Origin of the sequence: Zoogloea oleivorans (assembly GCF_008107625.1) — a bacterium.
Lineage (GTDB): Bacteria > Pseudomonadota > Gammaproteobacteria > Burkholderiales > Rhodocyclaceae > Zoogloea > Zoogloea oleivorans.
Genome location: NZ_SDKK01000023.1, coordinates 1 through 16,126 on the forward strand (window position 1 = coordinate 1; position 16,126 = coordinate 16,126).

The 16,126-nt window shown below is 60.9% G+C and carries 16 protein-coding genes; 11 read left to right on the top strand and 5 right to left on the bottom strand.

The window, feature by feature from the left end; genetic code table 11:
* Window positions 1-17 precede the first annotated feature (17 nt).
* Both ETQ85_RS19845 and cueR read left to right on the top strand, forming a co-directional pair.
* Window positions 18-2,438, top strand: a complete 2,421-nt coding sequence (locus ETQ85_RS19845) for a heavy metal translocating P-type ATPase (protein ID WP_148580827.1) — start codon at window positions 18-20, stop codon at window positions 2,436-2,438.
* Entirely contained in the window at window positions 2,435-2,878 is a 444-nt protein-coding gene (gene cueR, locus ETQ85_RS19850) for a Cu(I)-responsive transcriptional regulator (RefSeq protein ID WP_148580828.1), read from the top strand. Before ETQ85_RS19845 ends, cueR begins: the two co-directional genes overlap by 4 nt.
* Here cueR and ETQ85_RS19855 read toward each other — a convergent pair.
* From ETQ85_RS19855 to ETQ85_RS19865, 3 genes are all read right to left on the bottom strand, one after another.
* On the bottom strand, window positions 2,831-3,748 hold the full coding sequence (locus ETQ85_RS19855; RefSeq protein WP_148580829.1) for a hypothetical protein: 918 nt from the start codon (window positions 3,746-3,748) through the stop codon (window positions 2,831-2,833). The genes cueR and ETQ85_RS19855 overlap by 48 nt on opposite strands.
* 102 nt (window positions 3,749-3,850) lie before the next feature.
* On the bottom strand, window positions 3,851-4,492 hold the full coding sequence (locus tag ETQ85_RS19860) for an HAD family hydrolase (protein ID WP_148580830.1): 642 nt from the start codon (window positions 4,490-4,492) through the stop codon (window positions 3,851-3,853).
* A gap of 118 nt (window positions 4,493-4,610) precedes the next feature.
* Window positions 4,611-5,039 (bottom strand): hypothetical protein, encoded by a 429-nt coding sequence (locus tag ETQ85_RS19865; RefSeq protein ID WP_148580831.1) that lies wholly within the window; start codon window positions 5,037-5,039, stop codon window positions 4,611-4,613.
* Between the two features lie 228 nt (window positions 5,040-5,267).
* On the opposite strand from ETQ85_RS19865, the gene ETQ85_RS19870 reads away from it, so the two are divergent.
* From ETQ85_RS19870 to ETQ85_RS19910, 8 genes are all read left to right on the top strand, one after another.
* Window positions 5,268-5,450, top strand: coding sequence for a helix-turn-helix domain-containing protein (locus ETQ85_RS19870; protein WP_235943343.1), 183 nt, complete (start codon window positions 5,268-5,270; stop codon window positions 5,448-5,450).
* Between the two features lie 308 nt (window positions 5,451-5,758).
* Window positions 5,759-6,121, top strand: a complete 363-nt coding sequence (tnpA, locus tag ETQ85_RS19875) for an IS66-like element accessory protein TnpA (protein ID WP_148577162.1) — start codon at window positions 5,759-5,761, stop codon at window positions 6,119-6,121.
* Window positions 6,118-6,465 carry an IS66 family insertion sequence element accessory protein TnpB gene (gene tnpB / locus ETQ85_RS19880; protein ID WP_141355166.1) on the top strand — a complete coding sequence of 116 codons (348 nt, stop codon included), beginning with the start codon at window positions 6,118-6,120 and terminating at the stop codon, window positions 6,463-6,465. The genes tnpA and tnpB overlap by 4 nt, the downstream gene beginning before the upstream one ends.
* A 47-nt stretch (window positions 6,466-6,512) precedes the next feature.
* The gene (gene tnpC, locus ETQ85_RS19885) at window positions 6,513-8,039 is read left to right on the top strand and encodes an IS66 family transposase (protein WP_148577161.1); all 1,527 of its coding nucleotides are present in this window, start codon (window positions 6,513-6,515) and stop codon (window positions 8,037-8,039) included.
* Between the two features lies 1 nt (window position 8,040).
* A complete protein-coding gene (locus ETQ85_RS19890; RefSeq protein WP_148577160.1) occupies window positions 8,041-8,634 on the top strand; it encodes a plasmid pRiA4b ORF-3 family protein in 594 nt (197 codons plus the stop codon).
* A 1,169-nt stretch (window positions 8,635-9,803) separates the two neighbouring features.
* Complete coding sequence (locus ETQ85_RS19900; protein WP_148580834.1) at window positions 9,804-11,090, top strand: AAA family ATPase; 1,287 nt, start codon at window positions 9,804-9,806, stop codon at window positions 11,088-11,090.
* On the top strand, window positions 11,087-11,614 hold the full coding sequence (locus ETQ85_RS19905; protein WP_148580835.1) for a hypothetical protein: 528 nt from the start codon (window positions 11,087-11,089) through the stop codon (window positions 11,612-11,614). The genes ETQ85_RS19900 and ETQ85_RS19905 overlap by 4 nt, the downstream gene beginning before the upstream one ends.
* Before the next feature lie 12 nt (window positions 11,615-11,626).
* Window positions 11,627-12,334 carry an RNA ligase family protein gene (locus ETQ85_RS19910; RefSeq protein ID WP_148580836.1) on the top strand — a complete coding sequence of 236 codons (708 nt, stop codon included), beginning with the start codon at window positions 11,627-11,629 and terminating at the stop codon, window positions 12,332-12,334.
* A 429-nt stretch (window positions 12,335-12,763) separates the two neighbouring features.
* Here ETQ85_RS19910 and ETQ85_RS19915 read toward each other — a convergent pair whose 3' ends face one another.
* Both ETQ85_RS19915 and ETQ85_RS19920 read right to left on the bottom strand, forming a co-directional pair.
* The gene (locus ETQ85_RS19915; RefSeq protein WP_148580837.1) at window positions 12,764-13,240 is read right to left on the bottom strand and encodes a hypothetical protein; all 477 of its coding nucleotides are present in this window, start codon (window positions 13,238-13,240) and stop codon (window positions 12,764-12,766) included.
* 213 nt (window positions 13,241-13,453) lie between these two features.
* Window positions 13,454-14,905 carry an MFS transporter gene (locus ETQ85_RS19920; RefSeq protein WP_148580838.1) on the bottom strand — a complete coding sequence of 484 codons (1,452 nt, stop codon included), beginning with the start codon at window positions 14,903-14,905 and terminating at the stop codon, window positions 13,454-13,456.
* 142 nt (window positions 14,906-15,047) lie between these two features.
* Between ETQ85_RS19920 and ETQ85_RS19925 the strand changes: the two genes are divergently transcribed.
* Entirely contained in the window at window positions 15,048-15,944 is an 897-nt protein-coding gene (locus ETQ85_RS19925; RefSeq protein ID WP_148580839.1) for a LysR family transcriptional regulator, read from the top strand.
* The last annotated feature ends 182 nt before the right edge of the window (window positions 15,945-16,126 follow it).

Below are 16,126 nucleotides of genomic sequence, written 5' to 3' on the forward strand. Positions count from 1 at the left end.
TCAACAGGAGTTGCATCATGAGTTCTTCCACTGTCACGCTGCCCCGCCAGGCGCTATCGATCGGTATTGAGGGCATGACCTGCAGCAGTTGCGCTGCCCGCGTAGAAAAGCTGCTGGGTCGCTTGCCCGGCATTTCCAGGGCCACCGTCAGTTTCTCTACCGAATCGGCGTTGCTGGAGTCCGACTCGGTCGTTGATCTGGCGACCGTGCGCCAGGCGATTGAGAAGGCGGGTTTCCATGTCCCTGAGGAAAACCGGGTTTTGGCGATCACGGGGATGACGTGCAGCAGTTGCGCCGCGCGAGTGGAGAAGGTTCTGGCCGGGGTTCCCGGTGTCGTGAGTGCCGTCGTCAACCTCGCCACTGAACAAGCGCATGTCACGCTGACTCGTGGCGTGCCTACCTCGGCCCTGATCGAGGCCGTCCGGAAAGCGGGTTACGATGCCGCATTGCAGACGGAGGGCTCCCCAGCTACCGCAGCATCAGTCCGCCAGGGTGCCGAATGGTGGCCTGTTGCAGTTGCGGCGACCCTCTCCCTTCCGCTCGTGATTCCGATGCTGACTGATCTCTTCGGCGCACATTGGATGCTGCCCGGCTGGGTGCAGTTGTTGTTGGCAACCCCTGTTCAGTTCTGGCTGGGGCTGCGTTTCTACCGTGCAGGCTGGAAGGCACTGCGTGCCGGTAGCGGGAACATGGATCTCTTGGTGGCCCTTGGAACGACTGCGGCCTACGGACTCAGCGTATATCTCCTGGCAAAGCCGACAGGCGGTGAGATGCCTCACCTGTATTTTGAAGCCTCCGCGGTTGTCATCACGCTGGTCCTGCTGGGCAAGTGGCTTGAGGCCAGGGCCAAGCGGCAAACTACCGAAGCAATCCGTGCGCTTCAGGCGCTGCGGCCTGCCGTCGCCCGCATTCGTACTGGCGACGGTGACCGGGAGATCGCCATCGATGCGGTCCGCGTGGGCGATGTGGTTGTTGTGAAACCCGGTGAGCGGGTAGCAGTGGATGGCCAGATTGTGGAGGGGTGCAGCCACTTGGACGAGTCCATGTTGACCGGTGAAAGCCTGCCGGTTCCGAAGCAGCCTGGCGATCGTGTCAGTGGCGGTGCGATCAATGCTGACGGCTTGCTGCTGGTGCAGACAACGGCCATCGGTACGGAAACCACTTTGGCCCGGATCATCCGGTTGGTTGAGAGTGCCCAGTCGGCCAAGGCACCCATTCAGCGCCTGGTGGACCGGGTGAGTGCGGTGTTTGTCCCGGTGGTCATGCTCATCGCGCTGCTGACCTTTGGCGGATGGTGGGCTTACGGCGGTGATGTCGAGACGGCGATTATCAACGCCGTCGCCGTGCTCGTGATTGCCTGTCCGTGTGCATTGGGTCTTGCCACGCCTACTGCGCTCATGGCGGGTACGGGTGTGGCCGCGCGACACGGCATTCTGGTGAAGGATGCGGAAGCGCTGGAAGTGGCGCACAAAGTGACGGCCATCGTCTTCGACAAGACCGGCACCCTAACTGAAGGCAAGCCTCAGGTCGTGGCCCTCGAATCCGGTGGCGGTGATGCCCAGTGTCTACTCAGCCTTGCTGCCAGTCTTCAGTTGAGTAGCGAGCATCCCCTGGCCCGAGCCGTGGGCAAGGCTGCCCAGGACGCCGGACTGAGTCCGACGAGCGCCCGGTTCGTTCAGGCCTTACCCGGACGCGGTCTTGCTGGCGAAATTGATGGAACACACTACGTTCTTGGCAATGCCCGATTGATGCAGGAGCGCGGCTTCATGATGGACCATCTCGCCGACACCGCGAAGCACCTCGAAGCCGAAGGGCGGACTGTATCCTGGTTGGCGTCGGAAGGCGCCCAGGCGGTGCTGGGCTTGATCGCCTTCGGCGACCGACTGAAGCCAGGGGCGTTGGCAAATATCGATTGCCTCAAGCAGATGGGCATCAGAACCGCGTTGATCACCGGCGACAGTCGTGGGGCTGCGCATGGTGTGGCAACCGAGCTTGGAATCGATCAGTGTCTGGCCGAAGTGCTGCCGGCGGACAAGGCGGCGGAGATCGAAACCTTGAAACGGGAAGGCTACGTCGTTGCCATGGTCGGCGATGGCATCAATGATGCCCCGGCATTGGCTGCCGCCGACATTGGCATCGCCATGGGAACCGGAACGGACGTGGCCATGCACGCGGCCGGGGTGACCTTGATGCGTGGCGATCTGGCGCTGGTGGCTTCAACCATCGACATCTCCCGTCGCACCTACGCCAAAATGCGGCAGAACCTGTTCTGGGCTTGTGTTTACAACGTCGTGGGCATTCCCCTGGCGGCCGCTGGACTCCTGAACCCGGTCATTGCAGGTGCTGCCATGGCATTCTCTAGCGTCAGCGTGGTGTCGAACGCGTTGCTTCTTCGGCGTTGGCGCCCCGTCAAATTGGATAAGAGGAAGGCGACATGAACATCGGAGCAGTTGCCAAGGCCAGCGGTGTCTCGGCCAAGATGATCCGCCACTACGAGCAGATCGGCTTGATTGGCCACAGCCCCCGGACCGAAGCGGGCTACCGGCAGTATCAGGAGCGGGATCTGCACACGCTGAAGTTCATCCGCAGTGCCCGTGATCTCGGGTTCTCCCTGGAGCAGATTCGCCAGCTCCTGTCGCTCTGGTATGACGGGGAGCGCTCCAGTGCGGAGGTGAAGCAACTCGCGGAAAGTCACTTGAGCGATCTGGATGAGCGAATTCAGGCGCTCATCACCATGCGCGACGCACTGGTACGTCTGTCGGAGAGTTGTTGCGGTGACGATCGTCCTGATTGTCCGATTCTTGAGGGGCTTGCCGGGCACGTGCCCGCATCATCGAGCCCACCCCAGCTCTCGAAGCAGAAAGCCCAGGGCGTTTAGGGCGAACTGGGCATCCTCCTCCGTGGGAGGCCGGGTGTTGTAGCGTTTTTGCTCGTTGGGTTTTCCGCGAGAGTGAAAGCGCTGCAGCAGACGGATGGCCGAACCTGCTGCTGACGGGGGCTGGGTATTGCCGTTGCCTTGCTGTTTTTCGAACGCTTTCAGCAAGTCGCCCAAGTCGAGGTGGTGGACGTTGTTTGGGGCATCTCCGGATGCTTCGAGCCAGTACGCCAGGACCGTGGTTGTCGCGGCACGACAAAGATCGATCAAGGAAACCGGACTGGAGCGAAATGCCGCATCGGCCACCTTGTCCAGAATTGTCGTTACCTCTGGGCTCGCTTGTTTGGGGATATGGTCGTCGATCAACTCGGGCAGACAACCAAAGGTAGAACGGGCGTGCAGCGTGATCAGCTCTTCGCCTGATGCGATGGTCTCCACGGAGACAATCCGCCAGACAGTGGGGGCTGACTGGGTTCCAAGTACCAACTGGGCACGTACTGAGTTTGGAAACGCCGAGGCGAAAATTCGGGCGGGGTGGTACGTATAGAGCATTCGATTCAGCCGGCCATCCATCGACATGTTGTTGCGATCTGGAGGCTCTGCCGGATGCGGAGGAAAGTACCACGTCTGGTTCAGGGCTCCGTCCCGCCACTCGTACAGGCGACCTCGACGTACCCGAGTGACGGGATCGAACGAATCCTCCCGAAAAACCAGGTGAGCATTGTCCAGCCGAGCTGAAGCGGGGAGCGTGCCCCAATCGCTGTCGCAGGTGATCAACGTGGCAATCGAGATTATCGGAGTCGGCCAGATCCCGTGCCCATAGTTGCTCACCCCCTCGAAGACTAGCCACGTGTTGTTGTCGATACCGATCATGCATGCGTCCTCCATGTTGAGTGCGGCGCGATGCTAATGGATTCCGGAGCGCTAGTTGTGAGTGTTCGCGCATCGTTTCAAGATCCAAGAGGGGGACGAAGGCTACTGCGGAACGGATGGCGGAGCTTGACGTGCCAGATACGAAGGCAAGTCGGATAATGACCGCAGAAAGCGGGGATCGGGGCTTGCCAGGTTCCGAGCAAGGTGGATTGCGTGCATCCCAACCCGCCTTGGCCCCAGGCAGTCTGCCTCGTAGGTATCCCCGACCATCAGCACCTCGCCCGGACTGAGCGCCAGTGACTGCCAAATTGTGCTGTAGATCCGGTGGTCCGGCTTCACAACACCTACCTCGAAACTCCATGCATACGCATCGAACTCAAAGGGTAGAAGGGACAACACAGGGGGTGCGTATGGTTTGGCCAGATTGCTACACAATCCGAGTTGCAACCCTTGTCTTTGCAAAGCACGGAGGACCGGAACGACCTCCGGATAAAGTCGAATACTGCTGATCTCAATCGCGAGCTCGTCGGCAAGCTCATCGCACAGGGCTGGCGAGAGAGCCAATCCAAGCCACGTCGCGATGGCCCAGATGTCACCGTTTATGCTCATGATCCGCGCGGCATCGTCGGGCCGCGAAATCCGTCCGGCCTGCGCTGCGAGGCGCAAAAGCCGTGCGTATGGACGGCGCCGATCTCCAATCTCAGCCAGCGTACCAAACACGTCGAACACGATCGCCTTGATCATATGGTGGGAGGGTGATCCAGAAAGTGACTTCCGTCCGCCAAGAACAAGTTGCGCCAGATCTTTGGTGTTGAACGGACCATCCAGATCTGCACCTCATTCAGATCCAGGCTCTGGGCGATCACTGGAGTGAAGTGAACTCCTTCCAGAATTCATACTCGGAGATGTCCCATGTGCCGTAAGCGCTGCAGTACTGCTTACCATCAGCGACCTCATACACGTGCGCCAACGGGTCGGACGGCTTTTTCCAGATTCGGATCAATGGCTCCATCTTCCAGTGAGCCGAACCGTTCAAAAACGGCGGGCTAACGAGTTGGATGCCAACGATTGAAACACCTTTGCTCTCCCGATCAAAAAAAGCTACCAACTCGTTCGCAGGATTGGAAATCATCACTGTTTCGGAAAAACGCCCTTCCTGTGTAAAAACAGCATAACTCACGTAAAACCATTCATTGGGCGTAGTGATACCCACCGCCCGCCAAGCATCTTTTCCAGTGCCAAGAAGGCCCGACATGAAAGGATGATGAGCTGACACGTCAGTAATAAACATTGCGATTCGAGACTTTCAGTAGCGGCGCGTGACCAATTAATCGAATGATCGCGTTGGCCGGGTGAGGACGTTTTCCGTGAACTCAGTAGGAACTGAATATGTCGGGAGGGGCAATATTGTGACGTAAACGCGGCTGACTTAAAAGCATCATTCCGAGACACTGATTCAATGCCAGTCAGCGAATCATCGTCTAGTTCACGCGCGCCAACGGCGCGTGAGCTCCTTGCGATGAACATAGTTCGCCTCCGCAAGGAACGGGGATGGTCTCAGGAAGATCTCGCGTTGGAATCTGGCTTGCATCGCACCTTCGTGGCGCACGTTGAACGCCAAGTACGAAATATCTCGATCGACAACATTGAACGTCTTGCAAACGCTTTGCAGATAGATGTCCACGTCTTGCTGTTGCCATAGGGTCGGTTCCCGGTGCTCGGCAAGGGGTGGAGTGGTGTTGAACTCAACGATCACATCCCTTGGGCCACCACAGAGACGCCCGTCACCTGGCACTTGCGGGTGAGGGACTACCGCTGAAGCAGGATTGTGCAGCCGAAAGAATTGTGCTGTACGGGGAAGTCCGCTCCGGGCTTTGCCCTCCACGGACTTCCCCAAATACGATAAAAGAAAACGCTCCCAAGCCCGTTAGGGTGAGCGTCGTCCCTGTCCCGTCTTGATCCCATTTCTTTGAGCAGCGAAGGTGTCCACCATTTTTGAGGGTGGACACCATGGAAATTGAGAAGGCAGCAGGAGTGGCTCGGCGTGGGGCCTATGTGCGGCGCAGCCCCGAGCTGAAGGCGGCGATCGTAGCGGAGTGCCTGGTGCCGGGCGCATCGGTTGCCGCGGTGGCCCTGGCCCACGGCGTCAATGCCAATCTGGTCCGCAAATGGATCGAGAAGTCGCGCCCATCGACCCAGGCGGAGGCGGACGTGAGCTGGCTCGCGGTGGTGCCCGACACGCCCCCGCCCGCAACGCGGGCCTCCACGCCCCGTGGCGAGATCGAGATCGAGCTGCCCCGCGCCCGTCTCCTGGTGCGCGGCCCGGTGGATCTGGCGGTGCTCGAGCGGGTGCTGGCGAGTCTGTCCCGATGATCCGCCCCGGCCCGGGCACCCGCATCTGGCTGGCCTGTGGCTTCACCGACATGCGCCGCGGCTTCGATGGCCTGGCAGCGCTGGTGCAAAGCCAACTTGAGCAGGATCCCTTCTCGGGCCAGCTGTTCGTCTTTCGCGGACGCAAGGGGGATCGGCTCAAGCTGCTGTGGTGGGACGGCGACGGCCTGTGCCTGCTTGCGAAGCGGCTGGAGAACGGCCGCTTCATCTGGCCCCAGGCCAGCGAGGGGTCGGTGGTCCTTACCGCGGCCCAGCTCGCGATGCTGCTCGAAGGCATCGACTGGCGGCGCCCTGTGCGCACCTGGCAGCCGGAGGCGGCAGGATAGGATTCCGGGGGCTGTTCACCGACGGGTGTCTCGCGTAGACTCGCGTCATGCCCCAGCCTGTAACACCTCCCCCCATCGACCCTTCTGACGAGGTGGCCGCCCTGCGCCATCAGGTGGGTGAGCTCGAGGCCGAGGTGGTGCGTCTCAAGCTGCTGGTGGCCAAGTACCGTCAGATGCATTTCGGGCGGCGCGCCGAATCTTGGCGGGCCGAAGGGCAGCTCGACCTGCCCTTGCTTCTGACGCCGCAGCCCTTGCCGGCGCCAGCCAAGACGGCCGACGCCCCACCGGCCGCGGGTCGCTCGCCGCGGCGCCAACGCAAACCCTTTCCCGACGATCTGCCTCGGGAGACGATTGAGCATCTACCGACCGACACCCGTTGCCCCTGCTGCGGCGGCGCCTTCAAGCCCCTGGGTGAGGAGGTCTCGGAGATGCTCGAGTACATCCCGGCCAGCTTCAAGGTGATCCGCCATGTGCGCCCCAAACTTGCCTGCGCCCGCTGCGATCACATCGCCCAGGCCGAGGCGCCCAGCCGCCCCATCGCGCGGGGCTTTGCCGGGCCGGCGCTCCTGGCCCACGTGCTGGTGGGCAAGTTCTGTGATCACCTGCCGCTCTATCGGCAAAGCACCATCTTCGCCCGCAGCGGGCTGAGCCTGGAACGCGCCCTCCTGGCCGACTGGGTCGGGCAATGCCACACCCTGCTCAGCCCCCTGGTCGAGGCGGTGAAGCGCCACGTGATGGCCGCTGGCAAGGTCCATGCCGACGACACGCCCTTGCCGGTGCTCTCACCGGGTCGGGGCGAAACGAAGACCGGGCGGCTGTGGGCCTATGTGCGCGATGATCGACCGGCCGCCAGCCTGGATCCGCCGGCGGTCTGGTTCGCCTACTCGGAGAACCGCAAGGGGTGCCACCCCCAAGCCCATCTCGCCCCCTTCAAGGGCGTCCTGCAAGCGGATGCCTATGCAGGGTTCGACGCGCTCTTCGAGGGCGGGACGATCGTCGAGGCGGCCTGCTGGGCCCACGTGCGCAGGAAGTTCTACGACATCCACCGCGCGAGCGCCTCGCCTCTGGCCGCCGAGGCGCTGACCCGGATCCAGGCGCTATATGCCATCGAAGCCCGCGCGCGCGGCAAGCCGCCCGCCGAGCGGGCGCAGCTGCGCCGGCAGGAGGCCGCCCCGCGCCTGGCGGACATGCATGACTGGCTTGCGGCGCAGAGCCGCCGGGTGTCGCGCAAATCGGACCTGATGCAGGCCATCGGCTACGCGCTCAATCAATGGCCGGCCTTGATCCGCTACAGCACGAACGGCCATCTCGAGATCGACAACAATGCCGCTGAACGCGCGCTGCGGGCGGTCGCCGTGGGGAGGAAGAACTTTCTCTTCGCAGGATCGGATGCCGGCGGCGAGCGGGCGGCGGCGATGTACAGTCTGATCGGCACCGCCACGCTGAGCGGGCTCGACCCGGAGGCCTACCTGCGCGAAGTGCTCACGCGCATCGCCGAGCACCCGATCAACCGGATCGACGAATTGCTGCCCTGGAACCTCAACCCCGCCAAGACCCTTCTCAACGCCGCCTGACATGAGCACCGTCGTCCCCCTCAAGCCGCGCACCCGCAAACCGGCCGATCTGTTGCAACTGCGGATCGAACTGGCCGAGATCAAGCCCGCCATCTGGCGCCGGATCGTCGTGCCTGAGTCGATCACCCTTGCCAGGCTTCATCACGTCATCCAGTGCGTCATGGGCTGGCACGGCGGGCATCTGCACGAGTTCGAGATCGCTGGGGAGCGCTATGGAGTCCCCGACCCGGAGTTCGACTGGGGCGATCCGCCCCGCTCCGAGCAGCGCATCCAGCTCAAGACCGCGCTCGCGGGCATGAAGTCGTTCAAGTACCTCTACGACTTCGGCGATCACTGGGAACACCGGATCAAGGTGGAGAAACGCCACCCGCCGGATCCCATCTTGTCGGCCTGCGCCCTGTGCCTCACCGGCGCCAACGCCGCACCGCCCGAAGACGTGGGCGGCGCGCCGGGCTACGCCGACTTCCTGGAGGCCATCCTCGACCCGGACCACCCCGAACACCACGCCATGCGGGCGTGGTGCGGGGAGGACTTCGAGCCCGGGCACTTTGATTTGTCTGCGGTGAATGAGCGCCTGGAGAGGCTGAGGGTCTGAGGCGTCAAGACGGGGTTGGGACGACGCTTACGCTGCTGGTGAGCGTAGCATCCGGTCGATGCATGTGATATGAATGCCCGCCATGTACTCGGTCGGGCGCGGCATCTGCCGGGCGGGTAGTTGCACCGGATCGTCACGCGGCGTCGCGATGTAGTGACTGAGTCATTTGAGCGGTGGATTTAGCCTGTGGCTCGTCGCCCGGCGGCTTTCGTGGGGGCTGTGCGAGATGCCTGGCAACGTGTTCGAGTGGCGCACCGACTGGTTTGACGATTATCCATCGGGGCCGCAGATCGCCGTCCGGTCGCCGAGGGCGTCGACCGCGTGCTGCGCGGTGGGTTGTGAGGCATCTTCAGGCGCTAGCCGCTTCATCGACAGGTCGGATGAGCGCCTCAGCGACGTTGGCTTCCGCTGGTCCCAGACAGGTTAAAGGTCCAGCAGGGCAGGGGGGCTGCGCGCTGACAGGCTGGGGTAAGTGGAGCGTGTTGGCCAGGCTACGGGTGGTGATGTCAGTGGGGAATGAAAAGTCGGGGAGCAAACCAACTTGCTCTTGGTGAGTGAAGTAAAGATACATCTTTATTGTTTGATGCTTCGTCAAAGTAGGCAGTTATATTGGATGCAAGGATCTAACTTTATTTTTAAGTGTGTTGAGAGCGTTGTTAATTATCATGGACTTGTGTGCATTTAAGGATATATCTTTATTGTTTCTCTACACCCGCTTCAATGCCCCTTGATGCGCCCGGTGCCCCCGGGCGCATTTGCGTTTACAGGCTTGGCATCAATCAGGATGGGGGGCTGCGAGGGTTCTCTACTCAGAGGCATAACATCGCCGGTGGACTGTCGGTTGCTCGGCCGGAGCGGTCAGTCGATGTCTTTCACGTTAGTGGCCGCTTCTATCCGATATCGGACTTGGCGCCATCAGACAATCGAGCGGTGAAACAGGTAGCCTGTTTCGGTCTGACCCACCGCAATGCAAGCCTATCGTCATCGCACGATGATTGTGCTCTGCGCGAGGACCACGTCTTTGACGCGTAGACGCAGGCCTTCTGGTCAGTCACATGCCTTTAAACTGCACACTGAGCCAAGCGAGAATCTTCTCTAATTCAACGAATATTACACACGGCGCTAGGTACTGGCGGCGGGATACAACTGAAATCCGGAGGGTTGCACCGATGTTCACACAACTTCGTCTAATCAATTTCAAGGCATGGAAAGACACGGGTCCGGTCTCTTTGAAGCCTGTAACAATGCTGTTGGGCACGAATTCGTCGGGTAAATCGACGTTGATTCAGAGCCTGTTATTGCTCAAACAGACTGTTCAATCGCCGGACCGCACTGTGCACCTGAATCTCGGAGGCGACGAAATCAACGATTTATTCAACTTTGGCGGGTTTGAAGATGTGCTGAATCAGGCTGCAGAAAGCCCGCGTCAGTTCTCAATTGGATTTGACTTTGCGCGCGATGGCGGGGCTCGGATAAGTAAGGGAAAGTTCGATTGCACCTACGGCCAAACTTCATCAGGAAGTGTGGTGATTCAGACCTTGGATTTGCGAACTTCTGACCGTCGCTTCAGAGCCATACGTCGCGACAAAGGGGCATTCTCTATTGTTGTGGACGAAGAGACGCTCCCTCGGTTCAAAGGCCGTAACTTCGCGCCGGAACGATCGATTGCATTTTCCGCGGACGCAATTGCAGACCTCAATCAAGACGGCCCTATAGTCGAAGATCTGAGCTTGGCCATTCGACGTGAACTAGAGGCAATCAGCTACTTGGGACCGCTGCGGCGCAAACCTGAGCGGGATTACGCATGGAATAAAACGAAACCCGGCGATGTGGGAATCGATGGTCGTAGCGCCGTTGATGCGCTGTTAGCCAGTGTCTTATTGAGGAGTGATGGGCAGAACTACATCGTTAACGGGGTGTCGTCTTGGTTAGCTCGCATGAAGGTAGCCGACAGTCTGGAGGTTCGCCAGCAGGGACGCTCCAACCGCTATGAACTAATCGTTCATCGCGACGGGGTGGCGTGCAATCTGCGCGACGTAGGCATTGGTGTTTCGCAAGTGCTGCCCGTCCTTGTCGTTGCGCACTTTGCTCCGCCGGGTAGCACCATCATGTTGGAAGAACCCGAAATTCACTTGCATCCGCTGGCGCAATCTGTTCTGGCCGAGTTGTTCGTGACGATCAGTCAACAACGCAAGGTCCAGTTCATCGTCGAGACACACTCTGAACACTTGTTTCGCCGCATGCAGACCTTGATGGCCAAGCAACAGGTGAGTCCAAACGAGGCTGCCATGTACTTCGTCGAGCGTGACGGCAAGACCGCCAAGCTTCGTGAGTTGGAACTGGACGACTTCGGTCGCGTGAAAAACTGGCCCGTCGGCTTCTTTGGTGATGCGCTAGGCGAAACTCGTGAGCAGGCACGCCTGATGTTTGAACGTCAGCAGGCAGCCAAGCCATGAAGGCGCGATATGTAGTCGATACCAATGTGTTGATAGCCGCCAGCGCAGCAGACCCGCAGCATCCGAAAGACATTGACGCTACGCCACCCGACCCGCTACTGAGAATGCAGATTTGGACTTGGTTAGATCGGTTTCAACAGAGCGAGTCTCGATTGGTGCTGGACTTGGCTGGAGAGATTTACAAGGAATACAACAATAAACTCGGGTTCAACGATTTCGGGATTCAGGTGGTCATCCACAAGTGGAGTACCGCTGCGGTGGACGATGTGGAGGTGAATTACGACGTGGATGGAAACGGGGTACTTCCCGCCATCCTGTCCCCTGTGATTCACGATGCCGCTGACAAGAAGATGGTGGCGGCGGCCTTGGCAGCCCACGCTTTGTATGGCGAAGGTTGCATAGCTTTCGCCGGCGACACCGACTGGCATGACTGGGAGACTGTCTTGGGCCAGCACCTAGTGCTGCTGGAGCCGATTGTCGAGGCATGGTCCCGTCAGAAACATGCCGAGAAAAAAGGACGATAGGAACTTGAACGAATGACCGATTTCTTCCGCTTTCCTCACACGCCGCACTTGGTTTGGCTAGGCCAGGACGCACCACGCGACGATAAGGTGCTTTCACCTGCCGAGGTCAAGGGCTTGCTGGCTGGCGAAGTGGTGGTGGAGGAAAAACTGGACGGCGCCAATCTCGGATTTTCTCTGGCACCAGATGGCAGCCTGCGCGTACAAAACCGTGGTCAGTATTTGGCCGAGCCTCATGCTGGGCAGTTTGCTCGACTTCCGGCATGGTTTGCTCAGCATGACGACGCGCTTCGCAGCGTTCTGGCGCCCGACATCATCGTGTTTGGCGAGTGGTGCGCCGCACGTCATTCACTGGAATATGTCGCACTGCCCGATTGGTTCCTGCTGTTTGATGTGTATGACCGGCTCGCAGGTCGCTTTTGGTGCAGCTCGCGCCGCAATGCGCTGGCGCTATCGGCAGGGCTGGTCACAGTGCCCCAGGTCGCACACGGACGGTACACCGTTGCGTCGCTGAAAGAGTTGGTGGCCACACGCTCCAGCCGCTATCGTCAAGGGCCACTAGAGGGCGTGGTTATTCGCCGGGAGTCTGCGCAGTGGTGTGAATCCAGGGCCAAGCTCGTTCGTGCGGACTTCACGCAGGCTATCGAGACCCATTGGCGCAAACGCGCCATCGAATGGAACCGAGTGGATTTCTCACACAGTGCCCAACGATGTCTGCCTTGAAAGGCTGCTTGAAATCTCTTAGTTGTCAATCATCCGCAGCAGTACTAGGGGCCGCTCCGGCCGAATTCCCAACGAACTAAATTCTCAGCGTAGTCAGCAGTACGAAAATTTGCGGCATGCGTGACGAACCTTGACCAACTGACGTGATGGCGCGAAATCACTAAGTCAGGCCCCTCCCTTCCGACAAGCTCTATGTGTCTGGCTCAGCGCTGAACCGCTTCAAGCCGGCCTTGAAAAAGTTCACTCCGGAGCTGAACCGCTTTGAATCGGGCATGAACCCGTTCAAGTCCGCACAACAAACATTCAAAACCGCCTTGAACCCCTTCAAACCCCGCCGGAAAGGGTTTGCTGAAATGATAAACGCCCGTAACCGGGCGTTTCGCAAGTTCAAGTTTCAGGTGAACTCTCTGACCGTGGAGGGAAACCGGATCAAACCGCCTCTTCGGCCACCGGTTCCTTGCGCCGACCCTGACGCGCAAAACGTACCGAGGCCTGGGCGCGCAGCTCATCCAGCGCCGTGCCCTTGCCGGCCAGCTTGGCAAAACGGTAGCCCTCCAGCGCCGCGTTGAAGATGTCGCTGCCCAGCGCCATCTCGGTGTCTTGCGCGCGTTGCGCCAGCGCGGTGATGCGCGCAAATACCGGCCGCAACTGATCCAGCGCCACCATGTCGGCCGCAAACTCACTGAACACGAATTGCCCCGGCAGAATCTCTGGCGACTGCCCGATCACCTCATAGGCCTTGCGCGCGAACATTTCCGATTTCGGCCCCATCTTGCGCAACTCACGCCGCTCATCCACCGACAGCGACACCAAATCCGCAAGCCCGTTCTCCAGCGCTGCCAGCGCTTTTAGCACCTGCTCGATCTGCTCGCCGGACAAAGACAGGGAAACCACGTTCTGGGACATTTTCTTGCTCCTCCTGAATGGAAATTATCAATGACATTTGCACATTATGATGCGGTGGGGATTGTGTCTGGAGGGGCTTTGAAATGTCAAATGAGTTAACGAGGCGAGGGGTGGGGCCTTGGTGCGCATTCAGCCGGCATGCAGCGCGTGGCAGGTTTGCGTTTTCAAGCCAGACGACCGTGCCGGGCCGTCAAAACCAGATTGATTTGCCGCTCACGGAGCCACTGCCCGATTCCGGAATGCGCGGCGCTTGGCACCCGCCGCGATGCTCAGCGCCACAACAAGCAGCGCCGTGGCGACGCCAAAGGTGATGCGCATGCCATTGGCAACGGCTTCGGGGGGCGCGGTTGTCATGTCGTTGGATGCCGCTCCGAAGGCGAAGACTGCGCCCATGACGGCGGCGCCGGTGATGAGCCCGAGGTTGCGCGATAGGTTGAGCAGGCCGGAAATGGCGCCACGTTGCTCCGGGCTGACATCTTTCATCACGGCGGTGTTGTTGGCGGTCTGGAAGAACGCATAGCTGGCGGTGACGACGACGAGGGGGGCGAGGTAGCCGGGGATGCCGGACATTGTCGGCAACATGGAGAGCGCGATGGCGCCGGTCGCCATGCCGATGAGCCCCGCCGTGCTGACGCGCTGGGTGCCCAGCCGGTCCACGATGCGCCCGGCAGGGGCGGCGGTCAGTGCGGCCACCGCCGGGCCGACCGACAGGACGAGCCCCACCCGTGCCGCGTCAAGCCCGAGCGAACGGGAGAGGTAGAACGGCCCGACCACCAGTGTCGCCATCATCACGGTTGAAACGAGGGTGCTGGTGGCCAGGCTGGCACTCAGCTCAAGCTGGCCAAACATCGCCAGGCGGATCAACGGGGATGTGCTTTTCGTTTCGGCCAACACGAAAAGACCGGCACCGATAAAGGCCACCACAAGCAGTGCCGTGTTGAGCGGCCCGAAACTGCCGCGCCCGCTCGTCATGGCCAGGGCATAGGCGGCAAGCGTCAGGGCCAGGAGCAGGGTGCCTATCGTGTCGAAGCCGGGGCGTTCCGTTGTCGGGTTTTTTTGCGCGACGGGCAGGTAGCGATGGGCGAGAAAAAGCGTTAGCGCCCCCAGCGGCAGGTTGATGAAAAATATGGCCCGCCAACCGGGCCCGGCGATCAGGACACCGCCGAGCGATGGGCCAAGCGCGGTGCCAATGGCCGACATGGTTCCGAGCAGGCCAATGGCGCTGCCGGTTTTTTCTTTCGGCACGGTCTCGCCGACGAAGGCCATGGCGAGGGCCATCATGATGGCTGCGCCAAGGCCTTGCAGCGCCCGTGCCGCAATCAGCAGCGACAAGGTGGGCGCCATGCCGCACAGGAGCGAGGCCAGCGTGAACAGCGAGAGGCCGATCAACAGCAGCCTTCTGCGGCCGATGATGTCGCCCAGCCGGCCGGCGCTGACGATCAGGGTGGTGATGGCGAGCAGGTAGGCAATGACGATCCACTGGACGGCCTGGAAGGAGGCGTTGAACGCCTGTGCCAGGTTCGGCAAGGCCACATTGGCAATGCTGGTGCCGAGGGACGACAGCAATACGGATAGCGCCAGGCTGGCCAGCGCCCAGCGCACCGATGGGGGTGTTTTGGTGCTGCGAGACGCTGCGGCGGCTTGCCCGGCAATGATGGTTTTCACCGTAGACTCCTTTTGTGTGGGGCGCTCCGGACGGGGCTATGTGGATCGTAGGTCCTGGCCGGATATGGCGGAAGGCGCTGCGTTTGCAGGTTGTTGATGCGTCTGGCGCCACCTGTCGAACAAGCACTGCTATCGTTGCCCCATGTCGAGACCTGATCTGAACCTGCTGTTCACGCTGGATGTGTTGCTTGCCGAAGGCAGCGTGGCCGGCGCCGCCCGCCGCTTGCGGCTCAGCCCGTCGGCCATGAGCCGGGCGCTGGCGCGATTGCGCGAGACAACGGGCGACCCTTTGCTGGTCAGGGCCGGGCGCGGTCTCGTGCCAACGCCGCGCGCCATCGAACTGCGCGAGCGCGTCGCTCAATTGGTGCAGGACAGTGAAGCCGTTTTACGCCCGGCCGAAAAGCTCAATCTCGCACAGTTGGTCCGGACTTTCACGCTGCGGACCAGCGAGGGTTTTGTTGAAAATTTCGGACCGGACTTGATTGCCCGCGTCGGCGCGGAAGCACCCGGCGTGCGCTTGTGCTTCGTGCAGAAAGCGGACAAGGACAGCAAGCCGCTGCGCGACGGGCTGGTCGATCTGGAAACCGGGGTTGTCGGGCAGACGACAGCGCCAGAATTGCGTGTGCAGGCATTGTTCCGGGACCGCTTCATTGGCGTTGTGCGCATCGGGCACCCGCTGAGCCAGGTGGAACTCACGCCTTCCCGTTATGCGGCCGGGCGCCACATCTACGTCTCGCGTCAGGGCAGGGACAAGGGGCCGATTGATGAGGCCCTGGCGGCACTCGGACTGGAACGCAAGATCGTCACCATCGTCGGGGGCTTTTCGACGGCGCTGGCCCTGGCTCGGGCCTCGGACCTGATCGCCAGCGTTCCCGAACGACACACCGGCAACCTGCGCGCCGGCATGCATGGTTTCCCCCTTCCGTTCGCCACACCGGAGATCACGGTTTCACTGCTGTGGCACCCGCGGCTGGATGCCGATCCGGCCCATCGCTGGTTGCGTGCTCAGGTCAGGGACGTCTGCGCGGCGCTCCGCTGACTGGATTGGCGCGACACCGCTCCATCCACAAGGGCCGACGGGGGTGTCGGACTGAAGTCCGACCCACAGGTGGGGCCGTGCCAGGCCTTCTCCATTTGGCTGCCTTGCTACCTGCATATCAAGTGGGAGATGGCGCGGTCTTCACCCTGGAAACAGAAGGCGCTCCTGAGCTTGACCTTGCT